16 protein-coding genes are annotated in these 18,515 nt (G+C 73.3%); 8 read left to right on the top strand and 8 right to left on the bottom strand.

Annotated elements, in window-relative coordinates; all coding sequences use genetic code 11:
• Positions 1-19: 19 nt before the first annotated feature.
• Genes ACFV3E_RS11460 through ACFV3E_RS11475 form a run of 4 tightly spaced genes read right to left on the bottom strand, consistent with a single transcriptional unit; the run spans position 20 to position 4,423 of the window.
• Positions 20-1,279, bottom strand: coding sequence for an ABC transporter permease (locus ACFV3E_RS11460; RefSeq protein WP_500534467.1), 1,260 nt, complete (start codon positions 1,277-1,279; stop codon positions 20-22).
• Positions 1,276-2,016 carry an ABC transporter ATP-binding protein gene (locus ACFV3E_RS11465; protein ID WP_500534468.1) on the bottom strand — a complete coding sequence of 247 codons (741 nt, stop codon included), beginning with the start codon at positions 2,014-2,016 and terminating at the stop codon, positions 1,276-1,278. Before ACFV3E_RS11465 ends, ACFV3E_RS11460 begins: the two co-directional genes overlap by 4 nt.
• A complete protein-coding gene (locus ACFV3E_RS11470; protein WP_500534469.1) occupies positions 2,013-3,473 on the bottom strand; it encodes a peptidoglycan-binding protein in 1,461 nt (486 codons plus the stop codon). The genes ACFV3E_RS11465 and ACFV3E_RS11470 overlap by 4 nt, the downstream gene beginning before the upstream one ends.
• A complete protein-coding gene (locus tag ACFV3E_RS11475) occupies positions 3,470-4,423 on the bottom strand; it encodes a hypothetical protein (RefSeq protein ID WP_500534470.1) in 954 nt (317 codons plus the stop codon). The genes ACFV3E_RS11470 and ACFV3E_RS11475 overlap by 4 nt, the downstream gene beginning before the upstream one ends.
• A gap of 293 nt (positions 4,424-4,716) precedes the next feature.
• Here ACFV3E_RS11475 and ACFV3E_RS11480 point away from each other — a divergent pair, with 293 nt between their 5' ends.
• The 3 genes from ACFV3E_RS11480 (at position 4,717) to ACFV3E_RS11490 (ending at position 8,438) form a co-directional block, all read left to right on the top strand.
• Positions 4,717-5,493 (top strand): hypothetical protein, encoded by a 777-nt coding sequence (locus ACFV3E_RS11480; protein WP_500534471.1) that lies wholly within the window; start codon positions 4,717-4,719, stop codon positions 5,491-5,493.
• Positions 5,494-5,619: 126 nt separating this feature from the next.
• Complete coding sequence (locus ACFV3E_RS11485) at positions 5,620-6,180, top strand: AMIN-like domain-containing (lipo)protein (RefSeq protein ID WP_500326985.1); 561 nt, start codon at positions 5,620-5,622, stop codon at positions 6,178-6,180.
• A 248-nt stretch (positions 6,181-6,428) separates the two neighbouring features.
• A complete protein-coding gene (locus tag ACFV3E_RS11490) occupies positions 6,429-8,438 on the top strand; it encodes a DUF1996 domain-containing protein (RefSeq protein ID WP_500534472.1) in 2,010 nt (669 codons plus the stop codon).
• On the opposite strand, the gene ACFV3E_RS11495 is transcribed toward ACFV3E_RS11490, so the two are convergent.
• On the bottom strand, positions 8,326-9,900 hold the full coding sequence (locus tag ACFV3E_RS11495) for a hypothetical protein (protein ID WP_500534473.1): 1,575 nt from the start codon (positions 9,898-9,900) through the stop codon (positions 8,326-8,328). The genes ACFV3E_RS11490 and ACFV3E_RS11495 overlap by 113 nt on opposite strands.
• Positions 9,901-9,904: 4 nt before the next feature.
• Positions 9,905-11,008: a hypothetical protein gene (locus tag ACFV3E_RS11500; RefSeq protein ID WP_500534474.1), complete on the bottom strand. Its 1,104-nt coding sequence runs from the start codon at positions 11,006-11,008 to the stop codon at positions 9,905-9,907.
• 590 nt (positions 11,009-11,598) lie between these two features.
• Here ACFV3E_RS11500 and ACFV3E_RS11505 point away from each other — a divergent pair.
• From ACFV3E_RS11505 to ACFV3E_RS11515, 3 genes are all read left to right on the top strand, one after another.
• Positions 11,599-13,809, top strand: coding sequence for a HelD family protein (locus ACFV3E_RS11505; RefSeq protein ID WP_500534662.1), 2,211 nt, complete (start codon positions 11,599-11,601; stop codon positions 13,807-13,809).
• Between the two features lie 121 nt (positions 13,810-13,930).
• Positions 13,931-14,701, top strand: coding sequence for a hypothetical protein (locus tag ACFV3E_RS11510; protein ID WP_500534475.1), 771 nt, complete (start codon positions 13,931-13,933; stop codon positions 14,699-14,701).
• A gap of 28 nt (positions 14,702-14,729) precedes the next feature.
• Complete coding sequence (locus ACFV3E_RS11515; protein WP_500534476.1) at positions 14,730-14,939, top strand: hypothetical protein; 210 nt, start codon at positions 14,730-14,732, stop codon at positions 14,937-14,939.
• 22 nt (positions 14,940-14,961) lie between these two features.
• On the opposite strand, the gene ACFV3E_RS11520 is transcribed toward ACFV3E_RS11515, so the two are convergent.
• Positions 14,962-15,528: a helix-turn-helix domain-containing protein gene (locus tag ACFV3E_RS11520; protein WP_500534477.1), complete on the bottom strand. Its 567-nt coding sequence runs from the start codon at positions 15,526-15,528 to the stop codon at positions 14,962-14,964.
• Between the two features lie 187 nt (positions 15,529-15,715).
• Here ACFV3E_RS11520 and ACFV3E_RS11525 point away from each other — a divergent pair, with 187 nt between their 5' ends.
• Positions 15,716-16,678 carry a TIGR03619 family F420-dependent LLM class oxidoreductase gene (locus ACFV3E_RS11525; RefSeq protein ID WP_500534478.1) on the top strand — a complete coding sequence of 321 codons (963 nt, stop codon included), beginning with the start codon at positions 15,716-15,718 and terminating at the stop codon, positions 16,676-16,678.
• A gap of 90 nt (positions 16,679-16,768) precedes the next feature.
• Here the strand turns inward: ACFV3E_RS11525 and ACFV3E_RS11530 are convergent, their stop codons facing one another.
• Complete coding sequence (locus ACFV3E_RS11530) at positions 16,769-17,425, bottom strand: aggregation-promoting factor C-terminal-like domain-containing protein (protein ID WP_500534479.1); 657 nt, start codon at positions 17,423-17,425, stop codon at positions 16,769-16,771.
• Positions 17,426-17,739: 314 nt separating this feature from the next.
• On the opposite strand from ACFV3E_RS11530, the gene ACFV3E_RS11535 reads away from it, so the two are divergent.
• Entirely contained in the window at positions 17,740-18,501 is a 762-nt protein-coding gene (locus ACFV3E_RS11535; protein ID WP_500534663.1) for a TIGR04222 domain-containing membrane protein, read from the top strand.
• Positions 18,502-18,515: the final 14 nt, after the last annotated feature.

The following is an 18,515-nucleotide window of genomic DNA, read 5'->3' on the forward strand; positions in this document are numbered from 1 at the left end:
GCTACGCGGCGGCGCTGGGTCAGGACGGGGCGCGGAGGGCGTCGACGGGTTCCATGCGGGCGGCGCGCAGGGCGGGGTAGAGGCCGGCGAGGAGACCGACCAGGGCGCCGGCGACCGGGGCGCCCAGGGCGAGGCGGAGGTCGAGGACGGGCGTCCAGTCCTTCACGGCGGCCACGCTGACGACGACCACCACGCCGAGGGCCGCGCCCACGACGCCGCCGAGGAGTCCGATGGTGGTGGACTCCGCCAGGAACTGCCCGGCCACCTGGCGCCGGGACGCGCCGAGCGCCCGGCGCAGCCCGATCTCGCCGACGCGTTCCATGACGGTGACGAGGGTGACGTTGGCGATGCCGATGGCGCCCACGACCAGCGAGACCAGCCCGAGGACCAGGAACAGGCCGTTGACGTCGCCCTGGACGCCCTTCCTTGCCTTGGACAGGTCCGGTGGGGCGGTCACGGTGAGCGCCTCCTCGTGTCCGGGGGACAGGGCGATCGGCGCCTGCCGGGCGACCTGCCGGGCCGCGCCGAGGGAGGTGTTGACCAGGACCCGGGTCACGTCTTCCATGCCCATCCGGTCCGCCGCCGTGGTCGGGGGCAGGATCACCGAGGCGGACAGGCGCTGCTCACGGCGGAACCCGCCGAGGACGCCGATCACCGTGTACGACTGCCCCTTGAAGAAGACCGCGGGGGCGTCGCGTACGTCGTCGATGCCCAGCAGCCGGGCCGCCTGGTCGCCGAGGACGGCGACGCGGTCGTGGCGTGCGATGTCACCGGTGTCGAAGAACCGGCCGGTGGCCATCGTGCCGCGGACCGCCTCCGGCAGCGCCGGGGTGGCGGCGACGACCGCCAGGGTCTGCTCGGTCAGCGCACCGGGGGCGACCACGTCGTTGGCCCGGACCTGGACGTTCGCGCTGCCCTCGGAATCGGACAGGGCGGCGGCCGACTCCACACCCGCGAGGCGTTCCACCGCCTCGACACCCGGCCAGTCCACCAGCGGCGGATCGGCGGATCCCGGTGGCGGGGACGGCACCACGACCGTCACCGAGGTGGCGGTGAGGGCGTCGAACCGGCCGACGATCTGGTTCGCCGCCGTCGACGCCACGCCGATCGTGATGACCAGCGTGCCGATGCCCAGCACCGTACCCAAGGTCGTCAGGGCGGAACGGACCGGGCGGGCGAGCACCCCGGCCAGGGACTCCGACCACAGGTCCCGCGGGTCCATGAAGGGGCGTTCGCGGGCGCGGGCGCGGCGCCGCACGCCACGGATACCGGGCCTCATGCGCTGTCCTGCCGGAGCATGCCGTCCCGGATCCGCACCCGCCGGCCGGCCCGCGCGCTGACGGCGTCGTCGTGGGTGATCACCAGCAACGTCATGCCCTGGGCCTGCAGTTCGTCGAAGAGCGCGAGCACCGACTCGGTGTTCTCACTGTCGAGGTTGCCCGTCGGCTCGTCGCACAGCAGCAGGGCGGGCTCGCCCATCAGGGCCCGGGCGATGGCCACCCGCTGCCGTTCGCCGCCGGACAGGCGGCCCGGCAGGAAGCCGAAGCGGTGCCCGAGTCCGACGCGCGTCAGGGCGGCCCGGGCGCGCTCGGCGCGGGTGCGGCGCGCGCGGCCCGGGAGAGGGGTCCGGTAGGTCTCGGCGAGCATGACGTTCTCGTCCACGGTCCGGTACGGCAGCAGGTGGAAGGACTGGAACACGAAGCCGATGCGGCTGCCGCGCAGCGCGGTCCGCTCGGGATCGCCCAGGGTGTTGGTGAGGACCCCGTCGAGCCAGTAGCCGCCCGACGTGGGCCGGTCCAGCAGTCCCAGGGTGTTGAGCAGTGTGGACTTCCCCGAGCCGGAGGGGCCGACGATCGACAGATGCTCCCCCCTCCTGACCTGCAGGTGCACGTCGCGCAGGGCGTGCACCGGTGGGTCGGTGTCGAACACCCGGCCCAGGCCGGTGAGCCGGATCACGGTGTCCGGGTCCGGCGCCTGTTCGGGGGCCGGGCGGGGCGGTACGGGTCTGCGCCTCACCGTCCGACCACCACCTGGTCGCCCTCGTCCAGCGAGCCGCCGTCCACCCTCACCTCGACCTGCCCGGCGGCCGAGAGGCCCACGGTGACGGGCACGTTCACCACCTCGCCGTCGCGGTCCACCCGTACCCGGGCCCTGCCGTCGGCGCTGGTGTGGACCGCGGCCACGGGCACCACAAGGACGGCGCCCTTGGAGGCGCCCACCTCGATGGTCACCTTGGCCGTGCCGCCCGACTGGTCCTTCAACGGGCCGGGTTCGGGTACGGAGATCACCAGCTGGACCGGAGCGGACGGGTCGGCGCCCGGCTCCGCGCCGGCGTCGGCGTCGGGTTCGGCCCCGCCCTCGTCCTTCACGTCCGCGCTGGTGCCGTCGCCGTCCTTTCCGGCGTCCGCCTGGTTCCCGGCGCCGCCCACCTGCGCGACGACGCCGCGTACACGGGTGCCGTCCGCCGTCTCGATCCGCGCGGGCATGCCCTCGCGCAGCGCGGAGCCGTCGGCTCCGGGTACGACGGCCCGCACCACCACGTCGGAGCTCGTCACGGTGGCGATCTCGCCGTCCGGGGTGTCACCGAGGCGCACCTTGACCTTGTCGACCCGCACCGGCAGATCGGGCAGGAAGACGACCTCGCCCGCCGGGACCTTGGTGCCGTAGGTGGCGGTGAACGCGCTGAGCGCCGCGTTGGCCCGGTCCAGCCGCTGCCGTGCGGAGCGCAGTTCGAGGGCGGACGCCTCGCCGGAGGCCGGCGGGCCCGCCGTGCCGGAACCGCCCTTGCCGCCCTCGCCCCCGCCGTCGGCTCCGCCGTCCTGCGCCGCGAGGACCGCGAGCTGCGCGTCGGTGACGGCGGCCTCCAGGTCGCCCAGCTGCTGCTGGTCGGCGACGCCTGGCTGCTGCGGCGTGAACCCCTTGCCCTGGTACCAGCGGGTCACCGCCGACGCGGTGCCCTGCCGGTAGTCCCCGCTGACGGCCCCCGGATCGTGCCCGATCCTGCGCAGCGCGCTCTGCAACTGCCTGACGTCGTCGCCCGAACTGCTCGGGCCCAGGGCCCGGTACATCGGGACCGAGCCGCGCAGCACGAACACCGGACGGCCGTTCACCTGCATCAGGACGCTGCCCTCGCGCAGTGTGGCACCGGCCTGCGGAAGCCTGGTGACCCGCTGGGCCGCCTCACCGTCCCCGGCACCGCCCGCGGACCCGACGGACCCGGACAGCGACACCCCGTGCGGTGCCCCGAACTCCACGCCGCCCTGCGCGATCACGTTCGCGGTCAGCTTCCGGCGTTCCACGGCGACGGTGACCGGACCCGCCTCAGGCGGCCGGCGGGAGGCGGCGGCGTCGGCCGGCGACTGCATCTGCGTACCGGCGAACCAGCCGCCCGCCCCGACGAGCGCGACGACGCCCACGATCATCCCGACCTGCTTGCCGCGCCCCTTCGGGCCGCTCGGCGGACGCCGGCTCATCCGGTGATCCCGGAGAAGGGGTGCTTGGCGAGCTTGGGGAAGTACGCGGCGCGGAACTCCTTGCCGCACTCCAGGTCCTTGCGGGCGATGGTGATCTCCTGGGTGAGCTTGGCCCGCGCCGTGTCCTGGTCCATCTTCTGGACGCCGTCCTGCGGGGTCTGCAGGGCCGTCGCGAACTTCACCATGTCCCCGATGGCGGTCGGCTGGGTCGTCGTCACCGCGATGCCCTCCTCACGCAGACAGGACGCGAACCGCTGCGCCAGGGAGATCAACCGGGGATCCCCGTTGAGCGCCTGCTTCGCGGCGCGGTCCTGCTCCTCGTTCGCCGCGCGCTCACGGTCGAGTTGGGCCTGGGACTTCTCCGGCCCGTAGGCCTTCTCGATTCCCTCCTTCACACACCCCGGAAGCATCACCTTCTTGCCGCCGGCGAGTTGCTTCGCGGTGCCCATCGCCTTGTCGTAGGCCTTGCGCTGGGCAGGGGACAGCGCGTTGAGGTAGGCCTCGTCCGGGTTGGTCATCTCCTGGGCCTCGTGGGCCTTGCTGCCGGGGACGTCGGGGTCGTCCGGGTAGACGGCGGCCGCGAAGAAGCCGAAGCCGTACTTGTCGCGGTACTTCTTCGCCAGTTCGTAGTCCTGACCGTCGACCGGAATGGGGGCGGCGTCGGCGCCCGACACGTGCGGGGTGTAGGTGAAGCCCTTCTTCCGCATGCAGGCGGCAATGGTGTTCTGCGACACGTATTGCTGTCTGGTGCCCTCGCCGGCCCCCTCGGGAATGGCCAGTTCACCGTTGGCGGCGGCCCGCGAGGGCGACGTGGGGCCGCCGGAGGAGGAGCCGGCGGATGCGGCGCCACCGCCGTCGCCCTGGGAGCATCCGGCGAGCGCGAGGGCGAGCGCGAGGACACCGGCGGCCGCCGCCGGCCGCAGTGCACGCGTGGTGGGTGTGGGAGCCATGTCGTTCCATCACTTCGTTCGAAAGGTGTCACGGCGGGGCGATGCGCCCCGTTGACGTCCTCAACCCGGTGGACCGCCGCTCAGGGCTGAGCCGTTTCCGGTGATGTGACGCACGTCATGGTTCGGGGCGGGAGGCCTGGTCGGCGGCGTGTGTTCGCCGGGCAACCGAACGGCGCCCCACCCGGTTGGAACAGGAGTGAGGAGTTCAACCGGGACGGGAGCGCGATGGCAGGGGGCCTGCACGGTGCGGGAGCCGGGGCCGGGCGGCCGCCCCGTGGAGGGGAGTGAGGACCATGCGCGCCGCGCCTGACGAGCAGTGGCACGAGACGGAACAGGCGCTGCGCCGCCTCCTGCACGACGCGCTGCCGCAGACCGCAGGCCCCGCCGACCGCATGACGCGGATCAGGTGGCGTGTGCGGCGGCGCCGGCGGCGCCGCGCGGCAGCCGCCGGCGCGACCACGGCGGTGGCCGCCGTGGTGGCCTGCGTGACCCTCGTACCGGGGCTGCGGCCACCGGGTGAGGCACCGACGCCGGCCGACGCGCCGGGTCAGCGGCACGCCCTCCCCGCCGCGACGCCGTCACCGGGAGCCACGGGGGACCGCACGACGGTCCGCCTCCTGAGCGGCACCGGACTGACGCTGCGGGTACCGCGGACCTGGCACGGCCTGTCCGCCGACGACCGCGGAACGGCGACGGGCTTCGTCTCCTCGCAGTCCCTGAGCCTCCCGCCACGCGCCTCCTGCCCCGACCTGGCGGAGGACGCGCTGCCCGCCTGCGAGCCGCTGGAGGAACTCGGTGAGGACGGGGTGCTGATGACGTTCCGGACCGCCGCGACGGGCAAGGCCGACCTGGCGAAGCCCCTCCGGATGAGCGAGCCGGCACCCGCCGGCAAGAGCTGCCAGACAGTGCGGGGCGACACGGAGATCCTCGCCTGGGGTTACGGCCGCTCGGCGGCGTACGGCAAGCCCTTCGAGGTGCGCATCGACGTGTGCCTGCGCGCACCGTCGGACGCCACCCTCACCACGGTCACGCAGGCCCTGGAGACGGCGTTCCCCAGCACCGGCGGCTGACGGGGGTCGGCGGGCCCATGGACCGTCGGGCAGACGGTGCGTTCCGGGGCGTCGCGGCACAACCAAACCCTTGCCCGGCATGTCGTACATGGAAAGGAAGCAAGAGCCGCAATGCAAGGGGGAACCATGCGTGCGAAACGATACGGGGCGGTGCTGGCCGCCCTGGTGATGGCGGGTGCGGGGGTGGCCGTGGCGGCGCCCGCGGTGGCCGCGGCGCCCGCGGCGGCGTGCCCGACGGGCTGGGGCAGCCTCCCGAAGTCCGGGACCGACGCCGACCTCGGGTCACTGACCGACATCAGGACCGGCAGCCACGAGTGCTACGACCGTGTGGTGTTCGACGTGCCCACCGCCGGCACCGACGCGATCGGCTACACCGTCCAGTACGTCGACGCCGTCCACCAGGACGGCTCGGGGCGGGTCATACCGGTCTCCGGCGGGGCGATCATCGAGATCCGGGTGGCCGCCCCCTCGTACGACCCGCAGACCGGCGCCGCGACGTACCCGGGCCGGGCGGGGCGGACGCTGCCGGGCGTCGACCTGACCGGCTACCGCACCTTCCGTGACGCGAGGTTCGCGTCGAGCTTCGAGGGCGACACGCAGGTGGGCCTCGGTGTGCGGGCCCGGCTGCCGTTCCGGGTGTTCCAGCTCTCCGACCGCCTGGTGATCGACGTGGCCCACACCTGGTGAGGCGCTCCCGCCGGCCGGGCCCGGTGGCGTGGCGCCACCGGGCTCGGCCCGGTCGGCCGCAGCCTTGACCAGTAACTCCTGTGAATTCCCGGGGCGGTTGAACACTCCGGGGGTGGTGTCCGTATGTGTGGACGGCTTGTCGTGTTCAGGCCGCCAATCATCAGGCGCGCAGGAGGGTTTCCTTGGTACGCAATTCGCGCAGACGTGCTACCGGCACACGTAGTGGCACCTTTGTAGCCGTCGCCCTGATGCTGGGAGGCGGTGTCCTGGTGACGGCGAACGTGTTCGCCTCGGCGACCGAGGGGGACTCGTCGGGTCAGACGGCCCAGACGACCTCCGCGGGCCAGGCGATCACGGTCGACTGTCCGGACGTCGGCACGGAGCTCACCTCCGTGCCCGAGCAGGCGAAGGAGGAGGTGGACAAGGAACTCGCCCTGCTGGACCAGCAGATAGCCGAGGCCTACCAGAGGCTGAAGGAGACGTCGGCAGCCCAGCAGCAGGACCCCGGTTTCGTGGACAACGCGGTCCTGGGCCCGCTGAAGGACAAGCGTGCCGCGACGATCGCGCGCATCCTGCAGGCCATCGACCGCGTGGGGGACCCCCCGCAGGGTGTCGAGGGCCTCGCGGGGTGCACGGTCCGCTCCACCGATGCCCAGGAAGGCCAGCAGGGCCAGGAAGGCCAGGAGGGCCAGCAGGGCAGCCCGCAACCGTCCACGGGTGACGGCGGCCAGAACGGCCAGGGCGACCAGGGCGCCCCGGCCGGGCAGGGCGGCGGACAGGGCGGCAACGGCCCCGTCGTGGCGGACTTCGCCGACATCATGGGCGTGAACCCGAACGCGCCGCGCGGCCCGCAGCCGTCGGACGCCTCTTCCGGCACGTTCTCGTCCGCATGCGGTGTCAACGCAGGCGGCCTGTTCAACTCCGACAACATCATCGTCGCCCCCGGAGTGACCAACGGCGCCCACCACTTCCACGACTACATCGGCAACCAGTCCAACAACGGACTCGCCACCATCGACGACCTCGCCAAGGCGGAGACCAGCTGCAAGGACCAGGGCGACAAGTCGTCGTACTACTGGCCCGTGCTGCGCGTGCAGGACGGCACCGTGGAGCGGGACGCCGGGGCGCCCGGCGGCGGCACCGAGGGCAACGCCGGGAAGATCGTGACCCCCAAGGAGGTCACGCTCACGTTCGTCGGCAACCCCGTCAGCAAGGTCACGCCCATGCCGCGCCTGCTGCGCATCATCACGGGCGACGCCAAGGCCTTCGTCAACGGGCCGGCCAACGCCAACGCCTCCTGGAGCTGCACGGGTCTGGAGGACCGGCAGCTGAAGGACAAGTACCCGCTCTGCCCCGACGGCAGCGACGTGGTCCGCACCTTCCGGTTCCAGAGCTGCTGGGACGGCCAGAACGTCGACAGCGCCAACCACCGCACCCACGTGGCCTTCGCCGACGCGGGCGGCAACTGCCCGCAGGGCTTCAAGGCCATCCCGCAGCTCGTCCAGCGGATCGTGTACGACGTCCAGGCGCCGAGCGTGCAGGACGGCGGCAAGACGGTGCCGTTGTTCGCGGTGGACTCCTTCCCCGAGAACCTGCACAAGCCGATCACCGACCACGGCGACTTCATCAACATCTTCGACGAGGGCCTGATGCAGGAGGTGGCCGACTGCATCAACCAGGGCCGCACCTGCGGCGCCGGCGGCGACGGTGCGGAGGAGCCCGGTAACGGCGGGAACGACAACCCCGGTACGGAGGAGCCCGGCAACGGCGGGAACGACAACCCCGGTACGGAGGAGCCCGGCAACGGCGGGAACGACAACCCCGGCGTCGAAGAACCCGGTGACGGCGGGAACGACGACCCCGGCGCCGAGGAGCCCCCGGCCGACACCCCGGACGACGACCAGAACGGAGGCGACGACACCCCCGACGCTCCCGTCACGGTGACGCCCAAGGCCGACACCACGCCTACGGCGGGCGAGGACGACACCGCCAACCCGCCCGCCGGCGGCCACGAGCACCACGGAGAGCAGCAGGGCGGGCAGCAGGGCGAGGAGCAGGGCGGACAGCAGTCGACGGCGCCCGGGCAGTCCCCGGCCCCCGGCGGGTTCGCGCCGAGCCCCGCGGGACAGGCCAACCAGCAGGCGATCAACGGCGGTCTGGCCGACACCGGGACCAACCTGTGGCCGGCCGGCCTCGGAGCGGTCCTGGCGATCGCGGGATTCCTCCTGCTCCGCCGGGTGAAGCGCGGCGCGCTCTAGCTCCGCTTCCCAGGCGGCCGCAGTGAAGTAAGTCCCCCTTGGCGACCGGGCGTAGTGCCCGGTCGCCAAGGGCGTTGTCCGGCTGGTCGGGGACCCCGGCGCCGTCCAGGAGCCGGTGCATGTCCTCGGCGGGCAGACCGGGGTTGCCGGCGGCGAGATGGGTCGTGTCGGGGTCGTCGAGCAGTTCGCGGATCAGCGGTACGGGCAGCCGCGGGTCACGGCCCGCCGCCCAGCGCCGGTCGGGGTCGCGGGCGAACTCCTCCAGGGTCTCCACGGGCAGGTCCGGGTCGGTCAAGGCGAGACGACGTTCCTCGGGGTCCGTCGAGTCCGCGAACCGCTCCGCGAGGCCCGCGGCGGGGAACCGCGGGTGGGAGGCGAACATCATGACCGCGCGGTGGGTGCCGTTGAGGTAGAGGTCCAGCAGGGTTTCCGGCGGCGGCTCCGGGTGGAACTCGCACAGCAGGAGCCGCACGGCGAAGTCCTCGTCCCGGGAGAGCAGTTCGACGTACTCGGGCTCCAGGCCAGGGCACACGGCGGCGCTGCGGCGCAGCCACGTGTGCGCGGAGGTCGCACATCGCCGCAGGACCTCCGGGTCGTCCCGGGCCTCCCACACCCAGTCCAGCACGTCCAGGCGGTCCTCGGGGCCCACGGTGTAGTCGACGGCCGCGCGTTCGCGCTCCGTAAGTTCCGGCCTGGCGGAGACGACCAGCCGTACGCGTGGATCCCGGTGGGTGGCCAACCGCGCGACGAGGTCCGGGGGGAGGGAGGGGTTGGCGGCGACGGACCCCGGGTGGTCGTCGGTGACCAGGCGTTCGGCGAGTTCGCGGCTCAGCTTCCCGTGGCGGAGCACCGTCTTCTGGAGCCAGGAGTCCGCGAGGCTCTCCACGAGCCAGGCCGTGCGTTCTGCGTCCTGATGGCAGACGCGCATTGCGGCGGTGCGTCGCACATCGAGGTCGTCGTCGTGGAGCAGCGCTTCCTTGGTGTCGTCGCTGAGGGAGTCCCAAGCGCGGCAGGCCGCCTGGCGCAGGGGGCCGTCCGGATGGTCCGCCAGTCCCGCCAGGAGGTGGCCGGGCACGGCGTGCGAGGTGACGGTCTCGCAGCGGATCCGCCCGTCCGGGTGGGCGAGGAGTCGTTCGTACGCCCGGTCGGGCAGGGGCTCCACGGGTTTCCTGTACGGCGTCGGGCCGATCGCCAGGGCGATGACGACCCTGCGCGCCGGATCGTCGATTAGGCGGGCCCGCTGGGCGGGGTCCGCGTTCGCGCTCGTGGCGAATTCGATCCGCAGTTCCGGGTCGGGGTCGGTCACGATCGCGTCGACCACCTCCGGCGGAAGACCTCGGCGTTGGGCGACGTTCCGCCTGATCGCCTGGTCGTCGTGTGTGAGCAGCCGCAGCAGGACGTCCGAGGGCGCGGAGGGATTCCAGGACAGATACGCCAGGGCGGCGACGTGGTGGTCGGCCATGGTGTCAGGCACCCCCCGCCGCGCGGCGCTCGGCGACCCGGAGGGTGGTGGCGGCCGCCACACCCGCCGCCAGGCCGAAGGTCAGCGCGGCCGGGACCCCGATGCCCAGACTGGCGGAGAGGTACAGCAGCCCCCCGTGCAGACCCGCCCCGTCCACGGCGACCCGCAGCAACTGCGAGGCGATCAGCCCGAGGACGGTCGCGCAGACCGCGCCGACCGCCATGGCGGGGAACGTGGCCCGTGTCAGCAGCACGGGCAGCCGCCGCAGCATCCACCACACCACGGCGAGCAGCAGCACGTCGGCGGCGCGGGCCAGGAGCCAGTCGGTCAGCGCGCCGCCGGACGGGGTCGTCCAGGCGCCCAGGAGCAGCCACTGGCGCAGCAGGTCGCCCGGCTCGGAGAGCAGGCCGATGCCGGGGGAGTAGGTCTGGAGGGCGGCGGCGACCGACTGGTACGAGAGCACCACCAGGGACACCGCGACCACCGCCGTCCCGACGGTCGCGGCCAGCCGGCCCGCACGCGCCGGGACGGCCGCCCGGGGGAGCGGGTCCGCGCCCTTGGCCGTGATGCGCGCCGTGAGCACCGTCACCACCGCCGCGAGCAGCGCGGCCACCGCGACGGCCTCCCGCCCGGTGGTGATCACCGAGGCCAGCTGGGGCAGGAAGCGGTAGCTGCCGTGCCCGTGCGAGGCGATCAGCCACGGCGCGGAGACGGTGACCGCCAGCGTTCCGGCCACCAGGCCCCACGCCCACACCGCGAGCAGCGTGGCGGGCCACCGGCCGTGCACCGGGGGCAGTCTGCGCAGTAGGAGCAGCGCCCCGGGCACGAAGAACGTGAAGACCGCGGCGAACCGGATCTGCAGCCCGGTCCTGTACAGCGTGAGGTAGTCGGTGCCGCCCGTCGGCGCGCCGAAGGGCTGTCCCCAGCCCGGCGGGTCGTACGACCAGGGGGTCAGCCACGTGCCCAGTTCCGCGGCCGCCCGGCCGCCGATCACGTCGACGGTGCCCGGCAGGTTCAGCGCGTGCGCGCTCGACCCCGCCCACCACAACAGCGCCGTGAGCAGCAATCCCCCGGTCAGGACCGGTATCGCCGCACGCCGGTAGGTCATCGTCCGTCCCCCGCTTCGCTCGTTCGTCCAGCGGGCGTTGATCATAGGGGCACCCCGCCCCGGTCCCGGGGCGGGGTGAGCCCGCCCGTCCGGATCCCACCGCTCCCGGGTGCCGGTCACCGCGCCGGCCCCGGCCGGCGGCGTCCCGGTCGCCACCAGCGGTTCGACGTCCCCCCGTGGCCCGTACGTCGACAACAGCGCACGCACTTCATGCCTCCCCACGCCCCGAATTCCGGTTACGGCGGGCGATTCTGCGGCACCCCCAGGGGCTTGCCGCAAGCCTCCCTGTGCGCTATACGTTGGGAACGGATTGGAGTGGACGAGCTCCTTTCCTTTTCTTTTTCCGCCCGCGCCGGAGCCTGCCGGAGGGGCGTCCCGGCATCGTCCCGGTATCGCTCCGGCACCGCCGCAGCGCCGAGGCCCAGGCCCCGCCCCGAACGTAGGAAATCCCCGTACGCAATTGCGGTACGGGGATTTCCTCACGTATATTGAGTGTTTCTGTGCGTGCACAGAAACGGCCCCTCACTGGGGGCCACTGGAATCACCATATCCGACAGGGAGCGAATGTGTCAACTCGCGAAAGAGTCGAACTGCAGAAGGAGCAGGAATTCATCGACCGGCTCTACGAGCGGGTCGACACGCTGCGCGGGGTCGCCACCCGGCGCGTCGAGGACGCGCTGACCCCGGTGGGCAACGGCATGCAGGCCCGTCTCGAACGCGACGTCCTCGTCGCCGAGCGTTCCGGTCTGCTGGCGGCCCTCAACGCGGTCGACGGCTCGCTGTGCTTCGGCCGGATCGACCTCCAGGACGGTGCCGCGCACCACATCGGCCGCATCGGGATCCGTGAGGACGACACCGACCACACCCCGCTCCTGATCGACTGGCGCGCACCGGTCGCCCGGCCGTTCTACGTCGCCACCGGGCACACGCCCATGGGTCTGCGCCGGCGCAGGCACATCACCACCGAGGGCCGCCGGGTCACCGAGCTGCACGACGAGATCCTCGACCTCGAGGACGACGACCGCAGCGGCTTCGAGGACCGCACCGGCGACGCCGTGCTGCTCGCCGCCCTCAACTCGGCCCGCACCGGCCGCATGGCCGACATCGTGCGGACCATCCAGGCCGACCAGGACCGCCTCATCCGCGCCCCGCACCGCGGCGTCCTCGTCGTCGAGGGCGGCCCCGGCACCGGCAAGACCGCGGTCGCGCTGCACCGGGCGGCCTTCCTGCTGTACGAGCACCGTGAGCTGCTGGCCAAGCGCGCGGTCCTGATCGTGGGTCCCAACCCGGCCTTCCTCCGCTACATCGGCGAGGTGCTGCCCGCCCTCGGCGAGACCGGCGTCATGCTCGCCACGCAGGCCGAACTCTTCCCCGGCGTCCACGCCCGCGGCACCGACACCCCGCGCGCGGCGGCCGTCAAGGGCGCCGCGGACATGGCCGAGGCGCTCGCCCTCGCCCTGCGCGACCGCCAGGTACTGCCCGAGCCCGGTGCGCCGATCGTCATCCCGCACGACGACGGCGAACTCGTCCTGGACTGGGAGATCGCCTACCAGGCCCGGGACGCCGCCCGCGAGACGCGCCTGCCGCACAACCTCGCCCGGCCGTACTTCGCGTTCCACGTCATCGACGCCCTCACCGCGCAGCTCGCCGACCGCATCGGCGCGGACCCGTACGGCGGCCCCAACTTCCTCGGCCCGGACGACCTCGCTCAGCTCGGCAAGGGCGTCGCCGCCAGCGCGGGGGTGCGGGCCGCCGTGGCCGAGCTGTGGCCGATGCTCACCCCGCAGGAGTTCCTCACCGGCTACCTCGCCGAGCCGGCGTACCTGCCGGACGAGGACGCCCGGGCGATCCGCCGCGCCCCGGACGACGGCGAGTGGACCCCGGCCGACGTGCCGCTCCTGGACGAGGCGGCCGAACTGCTCGGCGTCGACGACAGCGCCGCGCGGGCCGCGGCCGAGGCCGAACGCCAGGAGCAGATCGCCTACGCGCAGGGCGTCCTGGAGGTGTCGCGCGGTTCGGAGTCGTACGAGTTCGAGGACGCGGAGTCCGAGGTCCTGGCCGCCCACGACATCATCGACGCCGAGCGGATGGCCGACCGGCAGGAGGAGGCCGACCACCGCAGCGCCGCCGAGCGGGCCGCCGCCGACCGTACGTGGGCGTTCGGGCACATCATCGTCGACGAGGCGCAGGAGCTGTCGCCGATGGCGTGGCGCCTGCTGATGCGACGGTCCCCGACCCGCTCGCTGACCCTGGTCGGCGATCCGGCGCAGACCTCGGAGGAGGCGGGCGTCGGCTCCTGGGAGAAGATCCTCGAGCCGTACGTCGGCGACCGCTTCGAGCACGTGCGGCTGGGCGTCAACTACCGTACGCCCGCGGAGATCATGGACCTGGCCGCGCAGGTCGTACGCAGCGAGGACCCCGCCTTCGAGCCGCCCCGGTCGGTCCGTTCCACCGGCGAGAAGCCGTGGACGCGGCACGCCGGCGCGGACCTGGCGGGCGCGGTGGCGCGGGCCGTCGCGGAACTGACCCCCGACGAGGGGCGCCTCGCGGTGATCGCGCCGCACGCGCTGCACGAGGAGATCGCCGCCCCGCTCGACGGGGTCACGGCCGGTGCCGAGCCCGACCTCACCCTGCCCGTGGTGCTGCTCGGCCCCCGCGAGGCCAAGGGGCTCGAGTTCGACCACGTCCTGGTCGTGGAACCGGCACGGTTCGGCACCAGCGACCTGTACGTGGCCCTGACCCGCGCCACCCAGCGCATGGGCATCGTCCACCGCGAGGACCTGCCCGCGTCGCTGCGCTGACCGCCACCCCCACCCCCACCTCACGACCCCGGCCCGGCCCTCACCGGCCGGGGTCGTCGTCCGGGGTCGTGCGGGCCGTCCCGGTGTTCCCCGCGCGGCGCGGTGACGCCACACTGGGCGCGTGGACCCCGACCTCCATCCCGACCTTGCCGCCGCGGGCGGCCCGCCCGCGGCCCCCGAGCAGGCGGGGAGCGCGGTGGCAGGTGAGCCCTTCGCGGTGCTGCTGGAACGGCTGACGGCGCACCGGCGGCCGGCGGGCGCCGCCGGCGAGTCCGGACCGCCCACCCCGTCCACGCTCCGGCGGCTCGCGCCCACGCTCGGGCTGCACACGCCGGACCTCTTCGTCATCGCAGGCGTCGAGGTACCCGGCGACCTCGCTCCCGTCGACCCGAAGGCCGGACGTCACGTTCCGGATCTCGTCCGGCACGCCGTCGCCCTCCCGTTCCGGCAGCGAACCGTCCTGCGCCGGTACGTGGCGTCACTGCCGCCGCAGGAGCGCGCGGCGCCCTTCCCCGCGCCGCCGCCGCACGAGCGGTACCCGGACGGCCCCGGTGCCGTCCTCATGGGCCTGGCACGCAACCGCAACCTCGGGTGGCTGGCCACGGCCAAGACGTTCTTCCTGGTCACGGGCCGCTGCTGGTCCGCGGCCACCTACGGCGGGGTGGGCCGCGGCACCGTCCCGCTGACCGCCGGTCTCCTCGCCGACTTCTGCGCCGTCCTCGACGTGCCCTCCGACGACCTGGCGGCGTTGACCGGCGTCGCACTGCCCGACGTGTCCCCGGCCGCGACGTCGAGCACCGCCGGCGTGGCCGAGCTCATCTGGGACGTGCGTCGCCTCACCGAGGACCGGCTCCTGGCGGTCACGGAGCTCGCGGCACGCATGCGGCGGTAACGCGGCTGCGCTGTGACATCGTGCGGCGGTGCTGTCGAGCGACCACGCCGTCAGCGTCGAACTGTGGCCTGTGGGCTGTCAGTTCCCCGCGACCGGCGACAACCCGTACGACGACAACGGGCCGGTCGTCGGTGGCGCGGTGACCGCCGGCCCCAGCCTGCCGGCCCGGGAGGCCCGCGTGGCGACGGCGATGACCGGCAGGGCGAGGACGACGGCCCGCATCCCGCCCGCGACCTGACCGTCCGGCCGCGGGGAAAGGCTCACGGCCTTTCGACCCGGGTGAGGATGATCGCGTAGCGGCACTCGGCATCGCTGGTGTTGGCGAACACGCACGGGACGGGTTCGTCGACTTCGATCGAGTCGCCCGGGTTGAGTTCGTGCACCACATCGCCTTCGTGGAAGGTCAGCCTGCCGTCGAGCACCCAGACGGCCTCCCGTTGGAAGGCCAGGGACGCTGCCGGATACGGCACGCGGGCCCCGGGCGGCAGGTGGACCTCTGCGATGTCGGCGGGGAAGCTCGGCCCGGTGATCTGGCGCCTGCGGTATCCGGTGACGGGATCGCGCCATTCCGTGGCGTCGGCCACCCGGTGCACCCCGGTGGCCTCGGCCGGGGTGAGCAGGGCGGAGACGGAGACCTGGAACGCGGCGGCCAGTTTGCCGAGGACGACAGCGGTGGGGCTGCTCTCGGCGCGCTCGATCCGGTTGATCATCGCGCGGGACACGCCGGAAGCGTCCGCGAGCTGCACCAGCGTCCATCGGCGCTGTTCCCGTTCGCTGCGGATGCGGGCTGCGATCTGCACGACCAGGGGATCTACTATATTGGACACGTCATCTAGTATATAAGAAAGGGGACCCGCCCGGCCAGCGCGGCGCGACACGACGGTTCGGCGACTCCTCATGCAGCTCCGCTGCCAGGGGCCCGGGCGGATCCCCGGCCGTGTCCTGGCATCGCTGACTCGCCGGGACTGCCGGTCCCTGACAACCCGTTGACGCATTCCCCCTGTTGGAGGACCCATGGAACTCGGTCTCGCACTGCCCACCGCCGGGCCGCAGACCTCGCCGGAGACGATCGTCAAGGTCGCCAAGGAGGCCGAACGGCTCGGTTACTCCGCCTTGTGGACGTTCGAACGCCTGCTCCGCCCGATGGAGAAGGTCGTGCTGTGGACGGGGGGCGAACCCCAGATGTTGCCCGAGTTCTACGGCTCGACGTACGAGCCGCTGGAGACGCTGAGCTACATCGCCTCGGTGACCGAGCGGATCAAGCTGGGCACCGCGATCCTGGTGGCGCCGCTGCACGTGCCCGTGATGCTCGCCCGCCGGCTCGCGACCCTGGACCGGTTCAGCGGCGGACGGGTCATCGCCGGCCTGGGGCAGGGCTGGCAGCACAACGAGTTCGAGACGGCGAACGTGCCGATCCGCCGCAAGGGCGCGCGCACGGAGGAATTCATCACGGCGATGCGGTCCGCGTGGGGCCCGGACCCGGTCCGGCACGAGGGCGAGTTCTACCGGATCGCGCCGTCTCAGGTGAACCCCAAGCCGGTCCAGGCCCGCATCCCGGTGCTGCTGGCCGCGAACGCGCCGGCCGCCGTGAAGCGCGCCGGACGGATCGCGGACGGCGTGATCCCGATCGGCTCCTCGGCGGAGGAACTGCGCGGCATCGTGTCCACGCTCCATGACGCCGCCCGGGAGGCGGGCCGCGACCCCGGGGACCTCATGGTGGTCAACCAGGTGCCCTGGCCGACCCCGGTCACCCGTGAGCCGATCGGGGAGGGCCGGCCCTTCCTCGGCGGATCACCCCGGCAGATCGCCGAAGACCTCGCGGCCGCCCGCGAGAGCGGTGTGACCCAGGTGTACCTCGCCGGCGGGCAGGGCCTCGGGCTCGACGTGGGCCTGCGGGCCGCCGACGTGGACCAATGGCTCGGGCTGCTCGGTGAGGTGATCGAGGCGGCCGACCGCCTCGGCGTCCTCGCACCGTGAGGACCGGCGCGCAGCGGGCGCCGGCGCCCACCGGACCGGAGCATCGGTGCGCTGACCTGGCAGAACAAGCCGTGGTCGCCACGGCGGAACCTAGTACCAGTTGTTGGCCTGCCAGAACGACCAGGCGCCGCAGGGGCTGCCGTAGCGGCTGTCCATGTACTTGAGGCCCCACCTGATCTGGGTGCCGGGGTTGGTGCGCCAGTCGGCGCCCGCGGAGGCCATCTTGGAGCCGGGCAGGGCCTGGACGAGGCCGTAGGCGCCGGAGGAGGAGTTGGTCGCGGTGTAGTTCCAGCCGCTCTCGTGGGTGACGATGTTGGAGAAGCACTGGTACTGCGAGGCGTCGCCGATGATCGCCTGGGCCATGGCCTGGACCTCGGCGACGGTGTACGAGGCGTTCACGACCAGCGCCGCGCGGGCGGCGGCCTTGGCCTTGCGGTCGGCCTCCGCCTTCTCCTCCGCCGCCTTGCGGGCGGTGGCGTCCTTGGCGGCCTGCTTGCGGGCGGCCTGCTCCGCGGACTTCCTGGTGCCGACGTCGGCGGCGTCGGACTGCGCCTGCACCTGCTGCGTCAGGGACGCCTGCTGGACCCGCTGGCCGGCGGGTATGTCCGACAGGACGGTGTCGACTTCGGAGGCGGCGAAGGGCTGCTCACTCGCCTGGCTGCTCGAGGCGACACCGACGACGGCGCCCACGGAGGTGACCGCCGTGGCCGAAGCCACCGCGATCCCCCGGACCGAGATCCGGCTCACACGGTTTCCTTCCAGCGCGGCCCGTTCGGTGATCTCCCGGACGCGATCGTGCCCCTCCCCACCGGCTCGGACCGCCCACGGCGACCACCGGCCAACTCCGGTGCCCCGTACGCGTGTACGTACGGGTGTGCGGATGACAGGGCCTGACTGGAGCGACAGCCTGCCGTAGGGGAGCGCCCCAAGGCAATTCCCCCGGCACATTTCCTTACACACGCATCATCAGCCCCGTCCGTCCCGCCCCGTACCGGTGGAGGGCCGCCGGCCGCGCCTACACCACCGGCCGTACGTCCGCTACGGCACCCTCAAATCGCCCTCTGAACCCCGCCCCGGCAGGCTTCGACCACCCCCGCCGATGGGCACGTACCCGGCACACACACGGGGGTGGTGCCATGGACGAGGGAACGGCGGTCCGGCTGGAACCGCACGAGATCGCGCTGATGCGCGGGGGCCCGCGAGCCGCCGTGACGGTCGCCGTGGTGGCGCTGCACCTGCGCGGCGCCGTGGAGTCCGGGCGGCCGGGCACCCTGCGCCGGGAGGTCTCCCCGGAGCAGGCGGACCCGCCGCCGCACCGCCACCCGCTGGAGAAGGCGATACGCGTCGGGCTGTACCGGCCGGCCGGGATCAGGGAACTGCTCGGGCGCGCGGTCGTGCGCAAGGCGCTGTCGCGGATGCGGGCCGAACTGACCGGGGCGGGGCTGCTGCGCCTGGTGCGGGTCAGTCCGACCCGGGCCGCCCGCCGGTATCTGGCGGAGCTGCGGCGCGGTACGCCGATGCCGCAGGGTCCCGCGGGGCTCGCGGAGGAGGACATCCTGCTCGCGGTCGCCCTCTACGGCGACCCGGCGCTGACCGCGCTCGTCCCGGCCTTCACCGCTGAGGCGGGACTGATCGGCCGGGGATCGGTCGCGGACGAGGGCCTGTTCCCGTTCGGCAGGCACGAGTTCCTGCGCTGGCGCGCCGACTACCCCGACGGCGACGCGGGCCACGGCGCCGACGGCGGTGCCGGCCACGGCCACTCAGGCCACACCGACCACTCCGGCGGCTTCGGTTGCGGCGGCGGAGGCGGCGGTTCGGACTGACGACGCGGACGAGG

Source organism: Streptomyces sp. NPDC059718 (assembly GCF_042733315.1).
GTDB lineage: Bacteria > Actinomycetota > Actinomycetes > Streptomycetales > Streptomycetaceae > Actinacidiphila.